Genomic DNA, 24115 nt, shown 5'->3' on the forward strand with positions numbered 1-24115 from the left:
GCTGTGCTTCCGAAGATCCGAGCTTCACCTAGGCTCGCTTCGGGAGGAAGTATGACATCCATGGACTACGAGCTGAGCCTCAATCTTCCGCAAGATGATCATGGGGGGGACCCAGACTCGTTCAGCGCCCACGTAGCTCGAATTGCAGTTCAGGACGGTGAGCCCATCGCTCTCGGTGCAACAGGAGTGACTCTCATCGTCGGGGGGAATAACGCCGGAAAGTCGACTCTGCTCAAGCAGATTCACGCCCGGATCACCTCTGGTTGGGGAGGGAGTTCCGGCAACCCCTCACCTCGGCTCCTCACCACGTTGGATGTGGCCACGACCGGCACTAGGGCGGACGTTTTCGCGTGGCTCGCGTCCGAAGGTCATGTGAGCGAAAAGTCCATCGTCCGAAACGGAATCAGTATCAGCCCTTCGGTGGTGAACGTCGTTTGGGACACGTCACGGGCCCAAGGGCGTTTCGACAAGATCGGACAGGCGTTCACGCTCGCGCCGAACGCGCGTACACGCTTCAACGCTGTCGCCGCAGCACCTCGCCGTCCAGACGTCTCCGACCCGCCAGCCACAGATTTGCATTACTTCGAAGACGATCCCGCGCTGATGGCCGAACTCGATGAGTACACCAGGGACATCTTCGGCGTTGGACTCACCCTCGACCCGCTCAGCGGAAGCCTTATCCTCCGATTCGGGCACGTGAACGTCGAGGCACCAAGAGTCGACAACATCTCCCATGAATACCGGCAGGCCGTGGCTGCCTTGACGCCGTTGGAAAAGCAAGGAGACGGGATCAGCAGCACCCTCGGCCTTCTCATTCCGCTCCTGGCAGGGCGTCGTCCCATCACTCTCGTGGACGAGCCCGAGGCGTACCTGCACCCTCCCCAGGCCTACAAACTCGGCCAGATCGTCGCTCGAATCGCGGACCGGCACAAGATTCAAGCCGTCATCGCCACTCACGACCGCAACTTCGTCGCGGGAGTCCTCGCCCATCGAGATGCTTCGCCAACTGTCATTCGGCTAGAACGACTTGGTGACACGACCGCTGCATTTGCCGTCGACCCACAGCGGCTTCGGGAAATCTGGTCCAGCGCCCTACTCAGGCATAGCAACATCCTTGACGGACTTTTCCACCGCGCCGTGATCATCGCCGAACAAGAACGTGACTGCGTCTTCTACCACGCTGCCCTCGAATCGGCGGGGGACCTCCCCGGAGATTTGCTCCCCAGCGACGTCCTATTCGTCTCTGCTCACGGTATGGGCGGGATTCCAGAGATCGCGTCTGTGCTGAAATCCGCACACGTTCCCGTTGTTGCTGCCATCGACATCGACGGGCTACGAGACAAAGTAGCTCTTCGGAGGATCGTGGCTTCCCTGGGTGGAATGTGGACCGAAACCATTGACAAAGCCTTCACTGCGGCGACCGCCCAATTTCGAACTGTGCGGAAGCCGCTGACTCGTCAGCAAGTACTCGCTGCAGTCGCCTCCGTGCTCGACGACGATCGAACGAAGGTATATGACATCGATGCGCAGAGAGCCGTGAAGGCGGCGCTCTCTGTGGATGACCCGTGGGCGTCCGCCAAGTTGCACGGACTCTCGGCGTTCCACGGTGACCGCCCTGCCGCCGACCGGCTGTTCGCAGAACTCGCCGAGCAAGGCGTGGTCCTCGTTCCCGTAGGTGAACTGGAACGGTTCGCGCCCTCCCTCGGAGTCGCAAAGGGGAAGAACTGGCTCCCCGCTGCCTTGGAGGCATCCGCTCATGAACTCGACGCGGCGACGAGCTATGCAGCGTCCCTGGCTGCCGCAGCCATTGTCGCCGAGACGCGATCAGCGCCCGCATGAGATAGGCCAGGCGTGACTTGATCGCGCGCAGTGCTTGGCAGGTGCCTCTCGTGACCGCCCGGGATGGTGCCCGATTTTGAACCCTCCATCAGCAGCACAAGAAGCAGGCTGCGGCAAATCCGTTTCCCTCCTCGACCTGCCAGGGTGGAACATGCGTCGACCCGGCCAGGTGGAACGGAGGGCTCGGTCCGCCATTCAACGGCTGGTCTCACAAACGATGGCTGGGTGAGAGTGCTCTCAGAGCGTCGATCAGGAGCAGATCACCCTCTCAAAAGTATCTCGCAAAACCTCTTGATTTGAGAGTCGAGTATTGAGAGAATAGCCGCATGGCAATCATCGGGTACACGCGAGTCAGTACAAAGGATCAGGACACAGCCTTGCAGGATGCGGCGATGGCTGAGGCGAAGGTAGATCGGCTCTACACCGACCACGGCGTGAGCGGCACGCTGGCATCGCGTCCAGAACTCGACAAGGCCCTCGACCGCCTCGACCGCGGCGACACTTTCGTCGTGTGGAAGCTCGACCGACTGGGGCGAAACACAAAGAACGTGCTTGAGGTCATCGAAGATCTCATCGACCGCGGCGTGACCTTCAAAAGCCTCACCGAGCAGATCGACCTCGGCGCCGGTCCGATGGGCAAGGCCATGCTGACGATCCTCGCGGCCTTCGCGGAGCTGGAGCGCGCCACCATGATCGAACGCACCCGCGCCGGACTCGATGCGGCCAAGTCGCAGGGCCGCGTAGGGGGTCGCCCCTCCAAGGTGGATGCCAAGAAGCTGACGACGATCAAGAAGCTCCTGGCCTCCGGCGAGCACAGCCGCGCCGAGATCGCGAGCATGACCGGCATCTCTCAGGCAACGCTCTATCGGGTGATTTCCTCGCTCTGACCAGCGTCGATTCGAAATGAGTACTCACGCGGAGGGCGTGCGTTCGGTCCTCTCGCTATGGTGAGAATGTGGATGAGGCATGGGCGATTGAGCGTCTTGAGTGGTGGGCCGAACATGCGTCAGCTGTTCGATGGGTGACGCATGGTTACGGAAGTTCTTCCACGACGGAGGCGTACACGCGGATCAACCACTCAGGTCTGGATGCGCTCAGGGCGCGTGAGGACCAGACCGCGAGGATCCTGCAGAGAGTCCTCCGCCTCCCCTCCCAGCCCGATCTGCTTCCAAGCGATCACGAAGTTGTCGTAGTTCAGCCCGGTATAGATCAATGTAAGAAGGCTCTCGGCGTCATCCGAACCGGAGCGGAGACGCGCGAGAAGCTGGGGAGCGATGCTCCGACCATGACAGCAGATGCTCTACATCCGAGCGTGTGGGGCGCGGCTTCGAAGCATTGGCAGGTGGGGCACTTTTCCGCGGCCGTGCAGCGTGCAGCGACCATGCTCAACGCTGAAGTCCAAGATCGAGTGGGGCGTCACGACGTGTCTGACGCCGGGCTGATGCAACAGACGTTTTCGTTGGACTCGCCTCAGGCCGGGCGCCCTCGCCTGCGCTGGGGAGGGGACGACTCCGACCTGACAGTCAAGGCGATGCGTCAGGGCATCCTGAACATGAGTCAGGGCGTCTTCTCCGCAATTCGTAACCCCGCCACTCACTCGACTGACGACATGGCGCGTCAAGAAGCGCTGGAGCAGCTGGCAACGCTGAGCATCCTTGCCCGATGGATCGATCGCTGCGAATTGGTCACCGCATAGCTGGGTCCCGCAGGCCGCCGTCCGCATCTTTTGGGGCAGAAACTCTGGCGTGGTGTCACCCCGGATAAGGAATATCCTCTCTGCGCCCGAACGACTGCCAATGGACAACGTTCCTAGTCTCGCCTCAGGGCAGCTCGCGCGGCACTCGACGGCGGTGAGCGGCTTCCCTGGCGGACTCGGCTCCGCGGTGGCGAATGTATAGTTTCGCGTTGAGCCATAGCGGATCCGGGCCCTTCCCGGGCATGCGATCGGAGCGTCGCGTACCCCCCGGCGTACCCCCAACATGAGAAACAGTCAGAATCCGGGGCCCCATGAAACTTCAGAAACGCCGGAAATGAACTGTCCAACGGGGTCGTGCCCGTTTACACCGTGGATGTCGTCGGTTCGATCCCGGCAGGGCCCACCTCCCTTCGAACTCTGGCGGTCGCCCCGTCGCAGATCTAGGCTCCCCGCATGGGACTTCTGACTTTCAGCATCAACGTCACCCTGGACGGCTGCGTCGATCACGAAGTGGGGATCGCCGATGACGAGACCCACGCCTTCTTCACCCGCCTTCTGGACGAGTCCGGAGCGATGCTCTGGGGCCGCACGACCTACGAGATGATGGAGGTCTCCTGGCCGGCGGTCGCCCGCGGTGAGGTGGAGGCTCCGCCCGCGCTGCGCGAGTGGGCGGTCAAGCTCGATGCCAAGCCGAAGTATGTGGTGTCGTCGACGCGCGACGACTTCCCTTGGATCAACAGCCATCGCCTGGACGGCGAGCTGCGCGCGAGCGTGCAGCAGCTCAAGGACGACACGCCGGAGGGGGTTCTCCTGGGCAGCGGCATGCTCGCGGCGGAGCTGGACCGCCTCGACCTGATCGACGAGTACCGATTCCTCGTCCAACCTCGCATCGCCGGACACGGCCCGACGCTCTATCAGAGCGGACTGCCCGCGACGCGACGGCTCGAGCTGGTCTCGGCGACACCGCTTCGCAGCGGCGTGCTCGCGACGCACTACCGGCGCGCCCGCTGAATCAGCCCGGCCCGACGCAGAGGCGGCGCGTACGCTGGACCGCACGACACGACTCGATGATCGACGGATGGGGAGTTTTCACACATGTCGCGACGCATCGTCGTCAGCGGGGCCTCGGGGTTGATCGGCTCCGCACTCGTCTCCTCACTGCGATCCGATGGTGTCGAGGTCACCACGCTCGTCCGCCGTGCTCCGCGGTCCGAGGACGAGACGCAGTGGGAGCCCGGGGAGCTCGCGCTGGACCCGGACGTCCTGGCCGGATCCGAAGCGATCGTCGCACTGGGCGGTGCGAGCGTCGGGCGTCTGCCGTGGACCAAGCGCTACCGGCACGAGCTGGTCGATTCCCGCCTGCAGGCGACGAGGACGCTCACGACGGCCCTGCGCGCACTGCGCTCCGACGCTCCGGCCCTCGTCTCGGCCTCCGCGGTCGGCTACTACGGTTCCGCACCCGGTGAGATCCTCACGGAGGACTCGACCGCGGGGCAGACGTTCCTCGCCGATCTCACCGCGCGCTGGGAGTCCGAAGCGCGACAGGCGGAGGACCACACCAGGGTCGCGTTGCTTCGCACGGCCCCGGTCGTCCACCGGCGCGGCGTCCTCAAGCCCCTCGTCCAGTTGACCCGGTTCGCGGTCTCCGGCCCCCTCGGGCCCGGCACGCAGATCTGGCCGTGGATCTCCCTCGACGATGAGGTGCGGGCGATCCGCCATGTCCTGGACAGGAAGCTCGCGGGGCCCGTCAATCTCACCGGACCGACGCCGGCATCCGCGAACGACATCGGCCGTGCACTCGCCGCCCGGATGCACCGCCCGTTCTGGCTTCCCGCACCGGCATGGGCGCTGCGTATCGCTCTCGGCGATGCGGCGGACTCGCTGCTGCTGCCCGACGCGGACGTGCGGCCGCAGGTGCTGGAGCGCTCGGGGTTCCGATTCACGCACTCGACAGCGACCGAGGCGGTCGACGCGGCGCTGTGACGATCGTTCCGGCGACACCTCTCCCCGACCGGGGGTCCCCACTGCAAGACTGAGCGCATGGAGATCATCGAGAACTCGAAACTCACGGTCGTCGGCGCGGGAAGCGTGGGATCGAGCGTCGCCTATGCGGCACTGATCAGGGGATCTGCCCGCCATGTCGCCCTCTACGACATCGCGACGGAGAAGGTCGAGGCCGAGGTTCTCGACCTCGCGCACGGCACCCAGTTCACGGGCTCCAGCGACATCATCGGTGGCAGCGACATCTCGGTCGCTGCCGGCTCGCACGTCGTGGTGATCACCGCGGGCGCGAAGCAGAAGCCCGGCCAGACCCGCATCGAGCTCGCCGAAGTCAATGCGGGAATAATCCGCAGCATGATGCCCGACCTGCTCGAGGTCGCCCCGAATGCGGTCTACGTGATCGTCACGAACCCGTGCGACGTCCTCACGGTCATCGCGCAGGAGGAGACCGGACTCCCTCCCGAGCGGATCTTCGCCTCGGGCACGGTGCTGGACACGTCGCGACTGCGGTGGAAGCTCGGCCAGCGCGCCGGAGTCTCGACCGCGAGCGTCCACGCGCACATCATCGGCGAACACGGCGACACCGAGTTCCCGCTCTGGTCCCGTGCGACGATCGGCACCGTGCCGATCCTGGAATGGGAGACTCCGGGCCACCCCCGCTTCACGCTCGACGAGCTGCAGGAGATCGCGATCGACGTGCGCGACGCCGCTTACAAGGTCATCCAGGGCAAGGGGGCGACGAACTATGCCATCGGCCTGTCGAGCGCGCGCATCGTCGAGGCGATCCTCAGTGACGAGCACGCCGTGATGCCGGTGAGCACCGTGTTGCGCGACTTCCACGGACTCGACGGAGTGGCACTGTCCGTCCCCTCGATCGTGAGCGCGAAGGGAGCCGTGCCGATTCGGAACACCTCCTTCTCCGACGGCGAGCTGGCGCTGCTTCGCCAGTCCGCCGACGCGCTCACAGCCGCGGCGGCCTCTTTGCGTCCGTGATCGGGGTGCCGGTGGTGATCCGGCACCCCGTACCGGATCATCTCCCGTGGGGGTCTGTGCGGTTCACCGTGGCGACGACCTGGTCGTAGTCTCCGCGGGCCTCGCCGTAGCGGAGGAACTTCACCCGCTCGACCTGGATCTCGGTGGCCTCCGGCTGCGATTCGATCAACGACATGACCTCTTCGATGAACTCGTCGAGCGGCATGGCCGCCTCGTTCTCCTCGTGTCCGGGCATGAGAGCGGTGCGAACCGCCGGTGGCTCCAGCTCGAGGACCGACACGCTGCTGCCCGAGAGCTGCAGGCGCAGGGATTCGCTGAGCATGTGGATCGCAGCCTTGCTGGCGTTGTAGGTCGGCGTCACCCGGAGGGGCGCGAATGCGAGACCCGACGAGACCGTCATGATGGTCGCGTCCGGTTGTGCACGCAGGTGCTCGATGAAGGCGGCGATCAGCCGGATCGGCCCGAGGATGTTCGTGGTGACCGTCTCCTCGGCGGTGGCGAGGAACCCGGACGGAGTCGTCCAGTCCTCGACGCGCATGACACCGGCCATCGTGATGAGCACGTTCAGTTCAGGGTGCTCGGCGACGACGGCGCGGGACGCCTCGTCGATGCTGTCCGTGTCGGTCGTGTCGATCCGCATCGTCCGAATCCCGGGATGCTCGGTCGCGATGGTCATGAGCCGGTCCTCGCGGCGCCCGCCCACGATCACGGTGTTGCCACGGTCGCGAAGACGCAGGGCCAGGGCGAGGCCGATGCCGCTCGTCGCGCCCGGGATGAAGATGGTGTTTCCGCTGATGTTCATGTCCCCAGCCTCGGCGTGGTCGGAAAAACGCTCCAGAGAGCGGCTATCCAGGGATCGGGCGTCCCTGGAACAGACGTCGGCGCCCGGGGGATACTTCTGGAATGGATCGCGATGCCCTGGCCGAGTTCCTCGTGCGTCGGCGCGAGGCGCTGACGCCCGCCGACGTCGGACTCTCGTCTGGGCCCCGACGACGCACCGCGGGGCTGCGCCGGGAGGAAGTGGCACAGTTGGCGACGATGTCGACCGACTACTACACGCGCCTGGAGCAGCGGCGAGGACCGCAGCCGAGCGTGCAGATCCTCGCTTCGCTCGCCCGTGCGCTGCGTCTCACGGAGGACGAACGCGACTATCTCTTCCGGCTCTGCGGCCACAGCGCCCCCGACCGCGCTCACATCACGGAGTACGTGCGCCCCGGCATCCTCCGCGTGCTCGACCGGTTGCACGACACTCCCGCTTTCGTCGTGTCGGTTCTCGACGAAGTGCTCGTGCAGAACGACGCCTCCCGGGCGATCGTCGGCGATGCGAGCGGTCTCCGCGGGCTCGACCGCAGTGGGATCTATCGGTGGTTCGCGTACCCCGACGTCGAACGGCTCCGGTATCGCGAGGTCGACCATCCCCGGCAGGCCCGCGCGCTCGTCGCTTCGCTGCGCGCCGCGCACGGTGCGATGGGAGCCCGCTCCCGGGCGGGGGAGATCGTCGCCGAGCTGACCGCCCGGAGTCCGGAGTTCGTCGAACTGTGGGACGCGCATGAGGTCAGCCGCCGATTCGAGCAGCACAAGGTGATGGTGCACCCCGAGCTGGGTGAGATCGAGGTCGACTGTCAGGCGCTCTTCACCGAGGACGAATCGCACGCGCTGATCGTGCTCACCGCCGCGCCGGGAAGCGAATCGGCGAGCAAGCTCGAGTTCTTGCGGGTGCTGGGAACGCAGAACGTCTGACGCGAGGGGGAGTCAGGACTCCTCGTGGCTCCGGGGGTCGCCGTCGAACAGCCGTCCGTCCGCGCGTCCGAGCCGGGTGATCGCGGCGACCTCGTCGTCGTCGAGGACGATCTCCGCCGCCGCGAGGTTCGCGACCTGATGCTCGAGCGACGATGCCTTCGGGATCGACACCGTGCCGCGGGCGACGTGCCAGGCCAGGACCGTCTGCGCCGTCGTGATGCCGCGGGCGGCGGCGATGTCGTTGATCACGCCTTCGTCGAAGAGCTCTTTCGCGCGCCCCAGCGGACTCCACGCCTCGGTGAGGATGCCGTGCTCCCGGTGATACGCGAGCTGCTCCTCCTGCGGGAAGTACGGGTGCACCTCGATCTGGTTGACGACGGGGCGCACGCCGGTCTCCCGCTCGATGCGCTGCAGGTGCTCAGGGAGGAAGTTCGAGACGCCGATCTGCCGGACGATTCCGCGCGACTGCGCGTCGACGAGCGCGGCCCAGGCCTGGACGTACTCGTCCTGGATGGGGTTCGGCCAGTGGATGAGGTGCAGATCCGTCACGTCGAGACCGAGGCGGGAGCGACTCTCCTCGATGCTGGTGCGTGCCTTCGCGGACGGATGATGGCGACCGGGGAGCTTGGTGGTGACGATGATCTCGGAGCGCGCGACACCGGAGGCGGCGACCCCGCGGCCGACGGAGCCCTCGTTCTCGTAGTTGAACGCCGTGTCGACGAGACGGTAGCCCGCGCCGATGCCTCCGCTGACGGCTTCTGCTCCGGCATCGCCGTTGAGTCCGTAGGTGCCGAGGCCGATGGCCGGGAGGGCGAACCCATTGTGAGCGGTGAACGAGGGGACGACGGGCTGAGTGGTCACGGTGCTCCTTCTTGGCCTTTTCCTCGAGCGTACGCTGAGGGGATGACAACGGAGGCGGAGATGGCGGCGGATGACGTCGTGATCGAGGACGAGGCCCGCTGCCCGTGTTCCTCCGGGGACGTGTTCGGCGGATGCTGCCGCCCGATTCTCGAAGGTGCACCCGCACCGACCGCCGAGCGTCTGATGCGTTCCCGCTACACGGCGTTCGTCCTCGAAGATGCGGAGCACCTGCTGCGCACCTGGCATGCGACCACCCGGCCGGCGATGATCGATTTCGAGCCGGACCTCGAATGGCGGCGCCTCCTCGTCCTCGACCGCGTGGCCGGCGGCCCGTTCGATCGCGAGGGCGTGGTGGAGTTCGAGGCGCTCTGGCGACACGGCACCGAGCGCGGTTCGCTGCACGAGCGCAGTCGCTTCGTGCGCGAGGACCGGCACTGGTACTACGTCGACGGCGACGTGCACTGATGGGCGCATGTCGCGACAGCGACTAGATTTGGAAGCGTGAACGCCAGCCCCGAGAACCAGCGCACCCTGCTCGACATCGCCGACCTCGACCGGCGCATCGCGCAGGCCGAGCGTGCCCGAACGAAGCCGAGCCAGGCGGGGCGGATCACCGAGCTCGTCGCCATCCGCCAGGAGCAGCTTCGCGAGCTGACCACCCTGACCGGCACCCGCGACGACGTGCGCACCGAGCTGAAGCGTCTGGAGTCCGATGTCGCCGTCGTCGAGGCGCGACGGAACCGTGACGCCGAACGACTCGCCGCGTCGACCAATTCGAAGGATGCGCAGGCGCTCGAGCATGAGCTCGCCAGCCTCGCCCGCCGACAGAGCGACCTGGAAGACGCCGAGCTCGACGTGATGGGCCGGCTCGAAGAGGCCGAGGCCGCCGTCGCCGCCCAGCAGGCTCTGCTCGACACCACGACTGCGGAGGGCTCCACGCTCACGGCGCAGGCCAAGGCCGACGTCGCTGCAGCGACCGACCTGGGAGCACAGCTCGCTCGCGATCGTGCTGCCGTCGCCGAGGGCGTGTCACCGGAGCTGATGGCCGAGTACACCCGCCGTGCCACGAACAGCGCCGGTGCGGCGCTTCTCACCCGTGGGACGTGCGAGGGCTGCCGCATCCTGCTGCCCAGCACCGATCTGAACGACATCCGCCGCGCGGCGGACGACCTGGTGGTCTCGTGCCCCGAATGCGGTTGCATCCTCGTGCGCACCGAGGAGTCCGGGCTCGCATGAGCGGTGCCTGCGCGCGCCGACCATGACGGCGCCGGCGTCGGGTGCCGAACGACGCATCGCACTCGTCTCCGTGGGCTCGCGGGAGTACGCCGCCGTCGAACTCGACGGGAACGACGAGGAGCAGAGCCGTACCCCTCTGCGCGCCGATGATCTCCCGGAGTGGGTCGCCGCCGTCGAGGCGTCCGATGCCCCGCGCTGGATCATCCGCACCGCAGCGGAGACCTATGCCGTTCTCCTCCGCGCCGGCGTGCGGGTGAGCCGCAGCCACGACCTGGTGCTGTGTCACGCGATTCTGCGCGACACGGCCTCGGTTCCGGCGCCGCTGCCGACCGCCCCAGCATGGGAGCGCCGCGAGCCGACCGTCTCCGCACCGTCGCTGTTCGACGTTTTCGAGGAGGCGAACGGCGATGAGGCGATCGACGCGACCCTCGATCAGTACCGGGCACAACGGGAGGTGATCGCGGCGGCCCCCGACGGCCGCCTCACGCTCCTGTGCGCGGCCGAGTCGGCCGGCGGACTGATCGCGGAGGAGATGCGAGTCGCGGGCCTGCCGTGGGATGAGGCTGTGCATGATGCGATCCTGACCGAGACCCTCGGTACCCGTCCGGTCGCAGGCGGGCTGCCGAGCCGCATGGTCGAACTCGGCGACATGGTGCGGGAGCTGCTGGGCGATGCGACGCTCCATCTCGACAGCCAGCAGAAGCTCCTGCGCGCACTGCATCGGGTGGGGGTGCAGGTCGAGTCCACGAGTCGGTGGGAGTTGGCGGAGCACGATCACCCGGCCATCGAGCCCCTGCTCGTTTACAAGAAGCTCTCGCGCCTGCTCAGTGCCAACGGCTGGGCCTGGCTCGCCGAATGGGTGCACGAGGGACGCTTCCGTCCCGTGTACATCCCGGGAGGCGTCGTCACCGGACGCTGGGCGTCGGCGGGTGGAGGTGCGCTGCAGCTGCCGCGGAGTCTGCGCCCCGCGGTGCGCGCCGATCCCGGCTGGACGCTGGTCGTGGCGGACGTCGCTCAGCTGGAGCCGCGGATGCTCGCGGCGATGGCAGCGGACGAGGCGATGGCGCGCGCCGCGCGCGGCAGCGACCTCTACGCCGGTGTCGTCGCGTCCGGTGCGGTCGCCACCCGCGAGGAGGCGAAGTACGCGGTGCTCGGAGCGATGTACGGCGCCACGACGGGGGACAGCGGCCGGCTCGTGCCGCGTCTGCGGAAGGTCTATCCCCGCGCGATGGCGCTCGTCGACGCCGCCGCGCGGACGGGCGAGGACGGCGGCATCGTGTCGACCTGGCTCGGTCGGTCGTCGCCGCGTCCTTCGACGGAGTGGATGCGGCTGCAGTCGGAAGCGACCGGTGCCGACGCGGACCCGGCAGTCGTGGCCCTCGCTCGACGCCGAGCGCGCGATTGGGGGCGGTTCACGAGGAACTTCGTGGTGCAGGGCACCGCCGCGGAATGGTCCTTGATCTGGCTTGCCGAGATCCGCCACCGTCTGCAGCAGATCCCCGAGGTGTTCGCGGAGGCCACAGCATCGGGGGCCTTCGCGCGTTCCCCGCATCTGGCGTTCTTCCTGCACGACGAGGTGATCCTGCATGTTCCCCTCGAATACGCGGACGCCGCGGCGGCTGCCGTCCGCGATGCCGCAGCCACCGCGACGACCCGGCTGTTCGGCTCCTTCCCGATCGACGTGCCCCTCGACCTGCGCATCGCGGAGTCGGCGGAGAAGTAGCCGCAGGTTGCCCGCATCCGGAGAACGTAGACTGGACAGGCGAATGGGTCGACTGGACGGCCGCGTTGCGGGCAACCGCACCGAGGAACGTCCGGGCTCCTCAGGGCAGGACGGTGGGTAACACCCACCCGGAGCAATCCGCGAGAAAGTGCCACAGAGAGCAGACCGCCCCGCAAGGGGTAAGGGTGAAAGGGTGGTGTAAGAGACCACCGGGGGCCATGGTGACATGGCCCGCCAGGTAAACCTCGTCCGGAGCAAGGTCAGACAGAGGATGATGACGCGGCTCGCCGAGTCCTCGGGTAGACCGCTAGAGTGCCACGGCAACGTGTCGCCGAGAGAGATGGCCGTCGAAGGGGCGAAGAACCCCGGAACAGAACCCGGCGTACAGGTCGGCCCATTCGCATTCACGATCTGATCAAGTTCATTTTGATTCTGTACGTCGAGCTGGCGCGTGGGGACCTCGCAGCGACATGCTCGGCGTCCGCTGCTGGTTCGTAAGCCGGGTGCCCGGTAGCGTTCGTTCATGTCGTACCGCACCCCCGCCGCGACCACGGCGCTTCTCTTCGGCTTGTCCGCCGCAGTGCTCACCGGCTGTGGCGCGCCGACCCCGGGGGGGGGGGTCATCGAGCCACCTGCTGAGGCGCAGCCCACCCTGGCGCCGAGCACCGAGCCGACGTCGGGCGCCGACCCGGCCCCCGCGGCGACACCCCAGTGCCGGCGGCCAGGCGGAGATGGGACGATCTCCAACGGCGAGCCGCTGAACGTCGGTCTGTACGACGGCATGGTCGACCTGGGACCGCGCGTAGGAGCGAATGGGACCGTCGCGTCCGCGGATGACGGCTCACTCGCGTCGTACGTGGTCGCGCCGGGTGACTACAAGGATGCGATCCTCGAACGGCTCTGTCTCGGCCCGTACTCCTACGAAGCGCTGAATGCCGTTCGTCGCGGGAGCCTGTACTCTGTCGACCCTACGAACCAGACGTACCTGACCCCGCTCCACGCCGGCGACACGCTGAACCTCAGCCCTTACACGATCACGAGCGTGGGGACGTGAACGGCGAGGTGCATTCGTATGAGACCGTGTTCATCCTGCCGCCGCAACGCTGAGCGCATCGGGTCTTTCGCGCAGGATCGGTCGTCTCCTCCCCAAGGGTGAGCTCGGCATTCCGGTGCGAAGAGTATCTTGCTAACTTCTGCTTCATCGTGCACGAATCGACGGAGGAGATCTCATGGCGAAGAAGCCGAACATCATCCTGTTCATGTCCGACGACGTGGGATGGGGCGACCTCGGGTGCTACGGAGGCGGTGAGAACCGCGGGGCCCCGACCCCGAACCTCGATCGGCTCGCCGCCGAGGGCCTGCAGTTCATGTCGTTCTATGGACAGCCCAGCTGCACGCCTGGACGTGCTGCCGCGCTGACAGGGCGCCTCCCGATCCGCAGCGGCATGACGACGGTGGCCTTTCCTGGAGACGGCGGAGGTCTTCCCGCACCGGAGTGGACGCTGGCCAGCGTGCTGAAGAAGGCCGAGTACAACACGTGCCACATCGGAAAGTGGCATCTCGGTGAAGCGGACTACGCCATGCCGACAGCCCACGGCTTCGATGAGATGTACAACACGACGCTGTACCACCTGAACGCCTACACGTACACCGACAAGGCCTTCAACCCGGACTTCCCGTTCGACGATGAGGCGACCATGAAGATGTGGGGCAACGTCATCGGGGCCCTCGATGGGAAAGCCGGTGAAGCACCCACCGAGGTGGAGAAGCTCGACTCCGCCAACATCCCCTTCATCGACGAGAAATCCACGGATCACGCGATCGACTACATCGAGTCCCATGCGAAGGACGAGGAGCCCTTCTTCCTGTACCTGAACACGGCCAAGTTGCACCAGCCGAACCTCCCGCATCCGGACTTCGAAGGAGCCTCGCTCGGGAAGTCGAAGTTCCTCGATTCGCTCGTCGAGCTCGACCATCGAGTGGGAGTCGTCATCGACAAGATCCGCGAACTCGGCATCGCCGAGGACACGCTGGTGGTGTGGACGACCGACAACGGCGCCTGGCAGGACGTCTACCCCGACTGCGGGTACACCCCGTACCGCGGGACGAAGGGCACGGACTACGAGGGCGGCAGTCGCGTCCCCGCCATCGCGTGGTGGCCCGGAACGATCGAAGCCGGTCGCCGCAACTCGGAGATCGTCGGATCGCTCGACCTCATGGCGACGTTCGCGAGCCTCGCCGGCGTCGATCTTCCCACCGAGGACCGGGAAGGAGAACCGACCATCTTCGACAGCTTCGACCAGTCGGGACTCTTGAAGGGGGAGGGAGGGTCGACCAGAGACCATTGGCTCTACATGACCGAGACCGAGATGATCCCCGGCGCAGTGCGGGTAGGCAAGTGGAAGGCGATCTGGAACGTCCGCGACCAGTGGCGCGGGCCTTCGTCGTACACGGCCATCGTCCCGGAGCTCTTCGATCTCTGGCAGGATCCGCAGGAGCGCTACGACATCTTCATGACCAGCTTCGCGGAGAAGACGTGGCAGGCGCCGCAGATGGCCGCACGGCTGCTGAGCGTGCTCCCAAGCTATCAGAAGTACCCGAACCGTCCTCTGCAGTCCGCCGGGATCAGCTACGCGATGTTCGACGTCGAGGACGCACAGGTGCAGCAGCAGATCCAGAAGATGCTCCACGGGCTGAGCTCCAGCGCCTGACCCGGATGCATGAGGAAGGCCCCGACGACCGCATTCGTCGGGGCCTTCCTCATCGGGACGCGGCGTGCTCGCCCTGGCCCCGGAGCCTGCGAAGGATCAGTCGCCGGAAAGGGAAGCAGCTCCGATGATCCCCGAGTTGTTGCGGTGGATCGCCGGGACGATCGGGGTCTTGAGGTCGAGGAGCGGGAGGAAATCTCCGGCGTTCTTCGACACGCCGCCGCCGACGACGAACAGGTCCGGACTGAACAGGAACTCGATGTGCGAGTAGAACGCCTGCAGACGCTCCGCCCACTCTGCCCACGTGAGGTTCTCGCGTTCGCGCGCGGAGGTCGCGGCGTAGGTCTCGACCGACTCGTACTCGCGGAAGTTGAGGTGGCCGAGCTCGGTGTTCGGCAGCAGCACGCCGTCGTAGAGGAAGGCGGATCCGATGCCGGTGCCGAGGGTCGTCAGCAGCGTGAAACCGCGCACGTCCCTGGCGGCCCCGTGGCGCGCCTCGGCCACGCCTGCGGCATCGGCGTCGTTCACGAACACGATGTTGCGCCCGAGGCCGTCGCGGAAGAAGCGCTCCGCGTCGAAGTCGATCCACTCCTTCGAGACGTTCGCGGCGGAGAGCGTCTTGCCGCGCTTGACGATCGCGGGGAACGCGACGCCGAGCGGCAGCGTCGAGTCGTGCACGTCGAGCGTCTTCAGAACGGTCTGCACGGCGACCAGGACATCCTGTGGCGATGCGCCCTCAGGCGTGGGGACCCGCACCCTGTCGGAGGCCATGATGCCGTGCTCGAGGTCGACGATTCCTGCTTTGATACCCGTGCCGCCGATGTCGACGCCGATCGCTTTTGCCATGGGCGATAGCTTAGCGACCGCGGTGCGCGCCAGTAGGATCGATGACATCACGTGAAGAAGGGGCAGACATGTCTGACGGCGACCACAAGTACTGGTACAACTCCACGACCGGCGAGATCGAGTTCGGAATGATCTCACCCTCCATCGACCGCATCGGTCCGTTCGACACGGAGTCCGAGGCCCGCCGTGCCCCCGAGGTCGTCAAGGAGCGTGCGCGCGCCTGGGCCGACGAGGAAGCCGTCGAGCAGGGCTGGGATGTCAAGGGCGACGCAAAGGGCCAGGGCGCAGAGTAGCCATGGACAAGCAGAGGGACTTCGTCCTCCGCACGATCGAGGAGCGCGGCGTCAAGTTCGTGCGCCTCTGGTTCACCGACGTCATCGGCACGCTCAAGTCGGTGGCGATCGCCCCGGCCGAGGTCGAGGGCGCGTTCGCGGAGGGCATCGGATTCGACGGTTCGGCGATCGAGGGACTGACTCGCACCTACGAGTCCGACCTGCTGGCCCAGCCTGATCCGACGACGTTCCAGACTCTGCCCTGGCGCGGGGAGATCGACCCGACGGCGCGCATGTTCTGCGACTTGACGACCCCCGACGGCCAGCCGGCCGTCGCCGACCCGCGTCATGTGCTCAAGCGCACACTCGCGAAAGCCGCGGACGCCGGCTTCACGTTCTACACGCACCCGGAGATCGAGTTCTATCTGCTGAAGTCCTCGTCGTTCGGCCCCGACGGTCCCGTCCCCGTGGACTCCGCCGGCTACTTCGACAACGTTCCCGGCGGTACGGCCCACGACTTCCGTCGCCGTTCCGTGCGGATGCTCGAAGACCTCGGCATCTCGGTCGAGTTCAGCCACCATGAGGGCGGTCCCGGGCAGAACGAGATCGACCTGCGCTACGCCGACGCACTGACGACGGCCGACAACGTCATGACGTTCCGAACCGTGATCAAGGAGGTGGCGATCGAGCAGGGCGTCTATGCGACGTTCATGCCGAAGCCTCTGAGTGGTCAGCCGGGCAGCGGGATGCACACGCACATGTCGCTGTTCGAAGGCGACCAGAACGCGTTCTACGAGGAGGGCGCGAAGTACCAGCTCTCCAAGACGGGGAGGCACTTCATCGCGGGCCTGCTCAAGCATGCGAACGAGATCTCGGCGGTCACGAACCAGTTCGTGAACTCGTACAAGCGGCTCTGGGGCGGCGACGAGGCTCCGAGCTTCATCACGTGGGGTCACAACAACCGCTCCGCGCTCGTGCGGGTGCCGATGTACAAGCCCAACAAGGGGCAGTCGTCACGGGTCGAGTACCGCGCGCTGGACTCCGCCGCGAACCCGTACCTGGCCTACGCGCTCATGCTCGCCGCCGGGCTCAAGGGCATCGAAGAGGGGTACGAGCTTCCGCCGGAGGCCGAGGACAACGTCTGGGCACTCAGCGACGCCGAGCGGCGGGCACTGGGCTACTCGGCCTTGCCGGCGAGCCTCGACCACGCGCTCGAGTACATGGAGGCTTCCGAACTCGTCGCCGAGACCCTCGGGGAGCAGGTGTTCAACTACGTGCTGCTCAACAAGCGCAAGGAGTGGGAGGCCTACCGCGGTCAGGTCACCCCGTTGGAGCTGAAGAACAACCTCGAGCTTCTCTGAGGGGCGCGCATGGCCCGTCCGGACGACTCCGTCTCGCTCTCCGCCCTGGCCAGGCTCGGGTTCGCTGAGTTGAGCGAGGCCGCGGCCGGCCTGGCGGAGCTGGCGACGATCCTCGATCGACCACGAGCGGTGCTGCTCGAGGCCGACGATGCTGCGGATCCCGACGCGGCGGTGCGCGGACTGCTCCGTGTCGCGCGCCGGGATGCGACGCCGTTGCGTGCGCTGCTCGATGACGAGGCGACGCGCCGGCGCGTCTGGCGGGTCTTCGGTGCCTCGGAAGGTCTCGCCGACTTCTTCCTCCGTCATCCGGACCAGCTCACGGTGCTGGAGGGGGCGACCACCAGCCTTCCCTCGGCGAGCGACCTGCACGAGGGACTGCTGAGATCGGTCGACGCGGTCGAGGGTTTCGCGAGGAGTGCGGACGACGACGTGATCGTCGCGCTCCGGGTCGCCTATCGCCGGAACCTGGCAGCCATCGCGGCGTTCGACCTCACGCACCCGGCTCCGGAGACGATCGTCGCCGAGGTGTCGGCCGCGCTGGCCGACGTCGCCGGCGCTGCCCTGGAAGCGTCCCTCGCGGTGGCCAGGACCCGGCTCCAGGAGTCGACGGCCCGGGAAGAAGTCGCCGCGACGCGCTTCGCCATCATCGGCATGGGGAAGGCCGGTGCCCGGGAGCTGAACTACGTCAGCGACGTCGACGTGATCTTCGTCGGGGGGACCAGCGACGAACACGTCGTGAGCGAGGCGCGCGCGATCGACACCGCCACCCGCCTGGCCCGGGAGACGATGCGCAACCTGAGTGCGATCGAAGTCGAACCGCCGCTGTGGGAGGTGGATGCCGCGCTCCGCCCCGAGGGGAAGCAGGGGGCACTGGTGCGGTCCCTCGCCTCGCATCTCGCGTACTACGACCGCTGGGCCAAGAGCTGGGAGTTCCAGGCTCTGCTCAAAGCGCGTCCGCTCGCCGGTGACCCCGGACTCGGTGCGGAGTACATCGAGGCTGTGCAGCCGAAGATCTGGTCCAGTGCGGCGAGGCAGGACTTCGTCGAGAGCGTGCAGCGGATGCGCGAGCGCGTCATGGAGCACATCGACCCCGAGGATGCGCCGTATCAGCTGAAGCTCGGCGCCGGCGGGCTGCGCGACATCGAGTTCACCGTGCAGCTGCTGCAGCTCGTGCACGGTCTCACCGACGAGTCGCTGCGCACGAGGGGCACCCTCGAGAGCCTCGATGCGCTCGTCGACGGCGGCTACATCGGGCGCGTGGATGCCGCCGCATTCGCCGACGACTACCGTCTGCTGCGCCTGATGGAGCATCGCCTCCAGCTCCGAGAGCTCAGCCGCACGCACCTGATGCCGCGCACACCGGCAGGATTGCGCATCCTGGCGCGGGGGACGGGCTTGGCGGAGAGCGGCGAAGGCGTCTGGGCTCGGTGGGAGACCGTGCGCCGCGAGGTGCGTGAGATCCACACCCGACTGTTCTACCGGCCGCTGCTCAGCGCCGTGGCAGGTCTGCCGGAGGAGGAGCGCACGCTCTCCGCCGCGCAGGCCCACGATCGCCTGGCCGCCATCGGATTCCGCGACCCTGCAGGGGCACTGCGCCACATCGGTGCGCTCACGAGCGGACTCAGCCGCAAGGCGACCATCCAACGCCACCTGATGCCCATCATGGTGCGGTGGTTCGCCGACGGCAGCGATCCGGACTACGCGCTGCTCGCGTTCCGGCGCATCAGCGAGCGCCTCGGCGACACCCCGTGGTTCCTCCGGATGCTGCGGGACTCCTCGGGAGCAGCCGAGAGCCTCACACGGCTGCTGTCCTCCTCGCGCTACATCGGCGAGCTCCTGGAGTGGATCCCCGAGTCCGTCGCCTGGTTGGACAGCGCAGGGCGCCTGCGTCCGCGGGGCGGTGCCGCACTGGACGAGGAGGCCCGTGCCATCCAGACGCGGCATGAGACGGTCGGTGACGCCCTGCGGGCGGTCAGGGCGCTGCGACGCCGGGAACTCCTGCGCACCGCGATGGGAGCCGTTCTCGATGTCCTCACGATCGAGGAGGTCGCCACCGCGCTCACCGAGATCACCGAGGCCACGATCCAGGCCGCGTTGCGGGCGGTGATCCGTGAGGTGGTGCCGTCGGAGGACGAGGCTCTGGACTTCGCCGTCATCGCGATGGGGCGGTTCGGCGGTGCAGAGCTCGGGTTCGGCTCCGATGCGGACATCCTCTACGTGTATGACGCGAACGGCGTCGACTCGGAGCGTGCACAGAAGCTCGCGACGCAGATCGTGGCAGGTCTGCGTGAGCATCTGACCGACCATCGCCTCCCACTCGATCTCGACGCCGACCTCCGACCCGAGGGGCGCAACGGACCGGTCGTGCGGTCACTCCAGGCATACACCGAGTACTACCGACGCTGGTCGCTGTCGTGGGAGGCGCAGGCCCTCCTCCGCGCCCGCGGCGTGGCGGGGAGCGTGAAGCTGATCGAGAAGTTCACCGCGCTCGCTGACACGATCCGCTACCCCGAGGCCGTCGATCTGCAGGGGATGCGCGAGATCAAGCGCATCAAGGCCAGGGTCGAGGGGGAGAGGCTGCCCCAGGGCGCGGACCCGCGTCGGCACCTGAAGCTCGGTCCCGGCAGCCTCAGTGATGTCGAGTGGCTGGTGCAGCTGATCCAGCTCCAGCACGCGCATGCTGTGCCGGGGTTGCGCACGACCTCGACGCTCGGTGCGCTGGACGCCGCGGTGGGCGCCGAACTCGTGCCGCACGACGATGCCGAGCGGCTGCGCGAAGCCTGGCGGCTCTCCAGCCGCCTCCGTTCGGCGATCACCCTGCTGACCGGGCAGACCAGTGACGTGCTCCCCGCCGATCGGAGGCAGCTCGACGCGATCGGTCGGCTCCTCGGCTATCCCGACCGCTCGGCGACCGAACTCGAAGAGGACTATCTCGGTGTGACCCGACGCGCACGGAAGACGTTCGAGCAGCTCTTCTACGGCTGACCGCGCCCGCCGGTTTGCAGTATGGGGCGCGGTGTCGCAAGCTGACGACATGACCCACGCACGCATCGGCATCGTCTGGAACCCCTCGAAGGTCGCGCAGGAGGTCCTGCAGGATGCGGTGGACCGCGTGTTCGCCGACCACGACGACATCCGCTGGTGGGAGACCACTCCGGATGACCCGGGCCGGGGGATGGGAAGCGAGGCGCGGGAAGACGGCCGGGACATCGTGATCGCGGTCGGAGGAGACGGCACGGTCCGCGCCGTCGCGGAGTCGCTGGCCGGTTCGGATGTCGCTCTCGGCATCGTGCCGCAGGGGACGGGAAACCTCCTCGCCCGCAATCTCGAGGTTCCGCTGAACAACGTGGTCGCCGCGCTGGAGCGTGTCCGCGACGCGGAGCCGCGGCGCATCGATCTGGGCTGGGTGTCGTATGACGGTACGGAACATGCGTTCGCCGTGATGGTGGGCTTCGGCATCGACGCCCAGATGCTGGTGGAGACCGACGACGACCTCAAGTCGAAAGCCGGGTGGCTGGCCTACGTCGAGGCGATGGGGCGCGCTCTGGCGGGCACCGAGATGACCGACATCACCCTGGCGATCGACGGGGAGAAGGCGGTCGCCGTGCGGGGTCACACCATGCTCATCGGAAACTGCGGCATGGTGCAGGGCGGCATCCGCCTGCTGCCGGACGCCGTCCTCGACGACGGCAAGCTCGATGTGCTCATGGTCAGTGCGGACGGCGCGCTGCAGTGGCTGGACACCCTGCGCTCCTTCGTCTGGGACAACGGCATCCGCCGCATCTTCGGCGCCACGGATGAAGCGGTGAGCACGGACTCCGCGCGCCATCTTCCCGTCGAGACGCTCAGTGTCGAGTTGAAGACGCCCCTCGTCTTCGAGATCGACGGCGAGGAGATGGGCGAGGTCACCGCGTTCGACGTGCGGGTGGAGCCGGGCGCTCTGCTGGTCCGCTGAGAGGCGACCCCCGGTGCAAGTCAGCGGGTGGCGGCCGGAGGAACGATCTTCCGGTCCTGCGCGGGGAACGTCACCTTCTGCACGATGATGATGATGCTCGCCGCGACGGGGATCGCGACCAGCGCGCCGAGGATGCCGCCCAGCGCGGCTCCGGCCACGGCAGCGATCACCACGAGTGCGCCCGGCACGGCCACGGCCTTGCTCATGATGCGCGGCGACAGCACATATGCCTCGATCTGCATGTAGATGAGGTAGTAGATGATGGCGATCAGGGCGGTGAGTGGCGAGATGAAGAGGCAGATCAGCGAGTTGATGATCGAGGCGGTCAGCGTGCCGACCAGCGGGATCATCGAGCCGATGAAGGCGATGAGCGCGAGCAGCGCCGGCACCGGGGCGCCGATGATGCTGAGGAAGATGAGGCTCAGGATCCCGTTGATCAGCGCGAGGCTCACCTGCCCGATCACGTAGCGGCCGACGGCACTCGACACATCTTCCAGAAGCCCGCTGAAGGTGTCGCGCTGGTAGGCGGGGACGAAGCGGGCGGCGACGTGCTTCATGCTCCGCAGCGACGCCATGAAGTACAGCGTCAGGATCAGGACGATCGTGATCCCGGTGAAGCCCCCGGCGATGCCGGCGCCCACTGCGAACACGCCACCGCCGATGTCGAGGAAGTTGTCCGGGTTCTGAACGAAGTCGAGGATGCCCTGCACCGCGTCGTCGATCGTGGAGCCGAACTGCCCGCTGACGTCCTTGAACCACGCACTGGCCATGAAGTCCTCGACCATCTGCGGTCCGTCTTTGATCAGATTGCTGATCTGTTCGACGAGCAGAGGGACGATGGCGAGGATGATGCCCGCGAACGCGATGATCACACCCGCGACCACGATCGTGACGGCAGCGGGGCGGGGGAGCTTCTTCTCGATGAACCTGACGATCGGGTCGAGCCCGAGGGCGAGGAACACTGCGACTCCGACGTAGACAAGCACCGTCGCGAGTTGTCCGATGATGCCGCCGATGGCCAGAGCCACCAGGACCCCGAGCGCGCCCAGGAGCCCGAACATGAACGGGTTCGTCCTGGCGTATGCGGCCACCGCATTCGACGGCTGTGGCGGCGCGGCGTCGACCGGCCTCCGCAGCTCGGTGCTCGCGATCACTCTTCTACGGCGCATGGTTCCCCCGGTCGACGGTCAGACTCACAAGTTGACCACCCGGATCACGCCGGGTCAAGCCGGTGGTGCGGCGTGGCGGGGTGTGCCGTCTCACCGCACATCGGCGACGTGGATGGCCGCTCGCCGACTGGTCACCCCGAGTTTGCGATAGATGGATCGGATGTGCGTCTTCACGGTGGGATACGCGACCCCGAGATGGCCGGAGATCTCCTCCGCCGTCATCGTCGTACGCAGACACGCGAGCACTTCGCTCTCCCGGGGAGTGAGGACCCCGGACAGGTGTCGTGCGAGCTGCCCCCGTCGTTCCAGGATGACCCCGAGGAAGGCATCATGCGGAGACCCTCGGTGAGCATGCGCTCTGAGGAGGTCGCCGATCAGTGGGTCGGGGGAGAGGAACGGAGCGAGGATGCGCTCGGGGGCGGCGGCTTCGAGGGCTCTGTCGATGTGCACGTGGGCGTCCGGTCCGTGTCCTGCGCCTGAGCGGAGTGCGGCGCTGGTGACCAGTGTGCTGACTCGCGCATAGCGAGGCAGTGCGCCGGCCGTCGCGAGCCGGAGCGCCTGTGTGGCGAGGGCAGGCTCTTCGAGGACCCGATACAGCTCCGCGAGTACCGCGTGCGCCACGGCGGCACCGGGACGGGCGAGCGCCGGCGCCGCGATGCTCCGCGCACGCGCATCCTGCCCCTCGGCGTGTGCCAGCTGTGCCGAGATCACTCGGCGCAGGGTGTCCCACGGGATGCCGTGCTTGTCGGTCCTGCTCACTCCCTGGAGGAGCTCGGCGGCGGCGAAGTAGCGGTCCTCGCGACGCAGGGCGACCAGGGTCATCACGAGATACAGACGCGCAAGCGCCTCGAAGTTGTGTCCTGGCGCGCCTTCGGCGACGACCGCGTCGAGCCACGAGACGGCCTCGTCGTACTCCCCTCGCCAATAGGCGATGGTTCCGCGATTGGCGTGAGGGAGACCGCCTTCGAAGAGGTCCCAGTCCGAGGCTGAAGGGGACACCGGAAGGGCATCGAGTGTCTGTTCTGCTTCGGTGAAGAGGCCGGCGTGGGTCAGGGCGAAGGCGAGATTGGACTGCGCGAGCCGGAACGTCTCCGCTCGTCCGTGCAGACGGGCCTCGTCAGCGGCCGAGCGGAGCAGGCCGATCGCCGCGCCGAGGTCGCGACGGAGCCTGACCTCCGTCCAGCCCAGGAGGAACAGGGCCGAGGGGTAGTCGTCTTCGGGACCGCAGTCGGTCAGCGCGTCGCGCGCGCGGTCGGCGGCCGCGGCCTTCCCCGCGTTGTCGGCCGTGAGGAGGAGATCTGTGAAGCACACCACGAAGTCGTCTGCCGCAACCCGCAACCCCTGCCCGCGGAGGAATGCCGCGCCGTGCGAGTCGCCGAGGAGATCTCGGCAGCAGGCGCGGATGAGCAGCACGTGCGGGTCGTGCGGCTCGGGGTGGGCGAGGCACAGCTGTTCGAGCTCGCGCGTGCGTGATTCGAGGATGAGGCGGAGCCAGTTGCGGCGCAGGGTCGCGCCGGTGCTGTCCGGATCAGCGGAGGAGGGGTCCTCACGGACGGCGTCGATCACGGATCAACGATATCGGCGCGCCGACCGCCGGCGTGCGACGGCATCGTCGCATCTCATCCGCTGAGGATGAGATGCGAGTTCCGACGGTCGTGGAATGACCAGAATCTCAGGCGAGGCTCGTGCCTCGGATCTGTTCCGGGGCCGGGCAC

Annotated in this window: 22 protein-coding genes and 1 other RNA gene; 17 read left to right on the forward strand and 6 right to left on the reverse strand. The window is 67.1% G+C overall.

The features are described from left to right. The first annotated feature begins 60 nt into the window (after positions 1-60). Positions 61-1839, forward strand: a complete 1779-nt coding sequence (locus tag CQ042_RS08760) for an ATP-dependent endonuclease (RefSeq protein WP_181157505.1) — start codon at positions 61-63, stop codon at positions 1837-1839. 326 nt (positions 1840-2165) lie between these two features. Further along, positions 2166-2726: a recombinase family protein gene (locus CQ042_RS08765; RefSeq protein WP_105670095.1), complete on the forward strand. Its 561-nt coding sequence runs from the start codon at positions 2166-2168 to the stop codon at positions 2724-2726. A gap of 191 nt (positions 2727-2917) precedes the next feature. On the opposite strand, the gene CQ042_RS20695 is transcribed toward CQ042_RS08765, so the two are convergent. Continuing rightward, the gene (locus CQ042_RS20695; RefSeq protein WP_258132154.1) at positions 2918-3052 is read right to left on the reverse strand and encodes a hypothetical protein; all 135 of its coding nucleotides are present in this window, start codon (positions 3050-3052) and stop codon (positions 2918-2920) included. 72 nt (positions 3053-3124) lie between these two features. On the opposite strand from CQ042_RS20695, the gene CQ042_RS20700 reads away from it, so the two are divergent. The 4 genes from CQ042_RS20700 (at position 3125) to CQ042_RS08785 (ending at position 6529) form a co-directional block, all read left to right on the forward strand. After that, positions 3125-3535 (forward strand): TIGR02391 family protein, encoded by a 411-nt coding sequence (locus CQ042_RS20700; protein ID WP_258132155.1) that lies wholly within the window; start codon positions 3125-3127, stop codon positions 3533-3535. Between the two features lie 453 nt (positions 3536-3988). Continuing rightward, positions 3989-4546: a dihydrofolate reductase family protein gene (locus tag CQ042_RS08775; protein ID WP_105670097.1), complete on the forward strand. Its 558-nt coding sequence runs from the start codon at positions 3989-3991 to the stop codon at positions 4544-4546. Between the two features lie 84 nt (positions 4547-4630). Next, positions 4631-5518, forward strand: coding sequence for a TIGR01777 family oxidoreductase (locus tag CQ042_RS08780; RefSeq protein WP_105670098.1), 888 nt, complete (start codon positions 4631-4633; stop codon positions 5516-5518). Between the two features lie 57 nt (positions 5519-5575). Continuing rightward, the gene (locus tag CQ042_RS08785) at positions 5576-6529 is read left to right on the forward strand and encodes an L-lactate dehydrogenase (protein WP_105670099.1); all 954 of its coding nucleotides are present in this window, start codon (positions 5576-5578) and stop codon (positions 6527-6529) included. 37 nt (positions 6530-6566) lie between these two features. On the opposite strand, the gene CQ042_RS08790 is transcribed toward CQ042_RS08785, so the two are convergent. Further along, positions 6567-7331 (reverse strand): SDR family oxidoreductase, encoded by a 765-nt coding sequence (locus tag CQ042_RS08790; RefSeq protein WP_105670100.1) that lies wholly within the window; start codon positions 7329-7331, stop codon positions 6567-6569. 101 nt (positions 7332-7432) lie between these two features. On the opposite strand from CQ042_RS08790, the gene CQ042_RS08795 reads away from it, so the two are divergent. Then, positions 7433-8269, forward strand: coding sequence for a helix-turn-helix transcriptional regulator (locus tag CQ042_RS08795; protein ID WP_105670101.1), 837 nt, complete (start codon positions 7433-7435; stop codon positions 8267-8269). Between the two features lie 12 nt (positions 8270-8281). Here CQ042_RS08795 and CQ042_RS08800 read toward each other — a convergent pair whose 3' ends face one another. Beyond that, on the reverse strand, positions 8282-9130 hold the full coding sequence (locus CQ042_RS08800) for an aldo/keto reductase (RefSeq protein ID WP_105670102.1): 849 nt from the start codon (positions 9128-9130) through the stop codon (positions 8282-8284). Positions 9131-9172: 42 nt separating this feature from the next. Here CQ042_RS08800 and CQ042_RS08805 point away from each other — a divergent pair, with 42 nt between their 5' ends. From CQ042_RS08805 to CQ042_RS08830, 6 genes are all read left to right on the forward strand, one after another. Further along, positions 9173-9595: a YchJ family protein gene (locus tag CQ042_RS08805; RefSeq protein WP_105670103.1), complete on the forward strand. Its 423-nt coding sequence runs from the start codon at positions 9173-9175 to the stop codon at positions 9593-9595. Positions 9596-9631: 36 nt separating this feature from the next. Next, the gene (locus tag CQ042_RS08810; RefSeq protein WP_105670104.1) at positions 9632-10366 is read left to right on the forward strand and encodes a zinc ribbon domain-containing protein; all 735 of its coding nucleotides are present in this window, start codon (positions 9632-9634) and stop codon (positions 10364-10366) included. 22 nt (positions 10367-10388) lie between these two features. Then, positions 10389-12089: a bifunctional 3'-5' exonuclease/DNA polymerase gene (locus CQ042_RS08815; protein WP_105670105.1), complete on the forward strand. Its 1701-nt coding sequence runs from the start codon at positions 10389-10391 to the stop codon at positions 12087-12089. A 44-nt stretch (positions 12090-12133) separates the two neighbouring features. Beyond that, positions 12134-12490: RNase P RNA component class A (gene rnpB, locus CQ042_RS08820), an RNA gene on the forward strand. A 122-nt stretch (positions 12491-12612) separates the two neighbouring features. After that, positions 12613-13143, forward strand: coding sequence for a hypothetical protein (locus CQ042_RS08825; RefSeq protein ID WP_105670106.1), 531 nt, complete (start codon positions 12613-12615; stop codon positions 13141-13143). A 175-nt stretch (positions 13144-13318) separates the two neighbouring features. Further along, complete coding sequence (locus tag CQ042_RS08830) at positions 13319-14800, forward strand: arylsulfatase (RefSeq protein ID WP_105670107.1); 1482 nt, start codon at positions 13319-13321, stop codon at positions 14798-14800. A gap of 96 nt (positions 14801-14896) precedes the next feature. Here the strand turns inward: CQ042_RS08830 and ppgK are convergent, their stop codons facing one another. Continuing rightward, on the reverse strand, positions 14897-15643 hold the full coding sequence (gene ppgK / locus CQ042_RS08835; RefSeq protein WP_105670108.1) for a polyphosphate--glucose phosphotransferase: 747 nt from the start codon (positions 15641-15643) through the stop codon (positions 14897-14899). Between the two features lie 68 nt (positions 15644-15711). On the opposite strand from ppgK, the gene CQ042_RS08840 reads away from it, so the two are divergent. Genes CQ042_RS08840 through CQ042_RS08855 form a run of 4 tightly spaced genes read left to right on the forward strand, consistent with a single transcriptional unit; the run spans position 15712 to position 21231 of the window. Beyond that, complete coding sequence (locus CQ042_RS08840; protein ID WP_105670109.1) at positions 15712-15936, forward strand: hypothetical protein; 225 nt, start codon at positions 15712-15714, stop codon at positions 15934-15936. Between the two features lie 2 nt (positions 15937-15938). Next, the gene (gene glnA, locus CQ042_RS08845) at positions 15939-17276 is read left to right on the forward strand and encodes a type I glutamate--ammonia ligase (RefSeq protein WP_017830463.1); all 1338 of its coding nucleotides are present in this window, start codon (positions 15939-15941) and stop codon (positions 17274-17276) included. Between the two features lie 9 nt (positions 17277-17285). After that, positions 17286-20261: a bifunctional [glutamine synthetase] adenylyltransferase/[glutamine synthetase]-adenylyl-L-tyrosine phosphorylase gene (locus tag CQ042_RS08850; RefSeq protein ID WP_105670110.1), complete on the forward strand. Its 2976-nt coding sequence runs from the start codon at positions 17286-17288 to the stop codon at positions 20259-20261. A gap of 49 nt (positions 20262-20310) precedes the next feature. Continuing rightward, complete coding sequence (locus tag CQ042_RS08855; RefSeq protein ID WP_105670111.1) at positions 20311-21231, forward strand: diacylglycerol kinase family protein; 921 nt, start codon at positions 20311-20313, stop codon at positions 21229-21231. A gap of 20 nt (positions 21232-21251) precedes the next feature. Here CQ042_RS08855 and CQ042_RS08860 read toward each other — a convergent pair whose 3' ends face one another. Both CQ042_RS08860 and CQ042_RS08865 read right to left on the reverse strand, forming a co-directional pair. Then, the gene (locus CQ042_RS08860; protein WP_258132158.1) at positions 21252-22385 is read right to left on the reverse strand and encodes an AI-2E family transporter; all 1134 of its coding nucleotides are present in this window, start codon (positions 22383-22385) and stop codon (positions 21252-21254) included. A 105-nt stretch (positions 22386-22490) separates the two neighbouring features. Further along, positions 22491-23966 carry a LuxR family transcriptional regulator gene (locus CQ042_RS08865; protein ID WP_105670113.1) on the reverse strand — a complete coding sequence of 492 codons (1476 nt, stop codon included), beginning with the start codon at positions 23964-23966 and terminating at the stop codon, positions 22491-22493. Positions 23967-24115: the final 149 nt, after the last annotated feature.

This window comes from Microbacterium sp. MYb62 (genome assembly GCF_002979475.1).
In the GTDB taxonomy this organism is placed as follows: Bacteria; Actinomycetota; Actinomycetes; order Actinomycetales; family Microbacteriaceae; genus Microbacterium.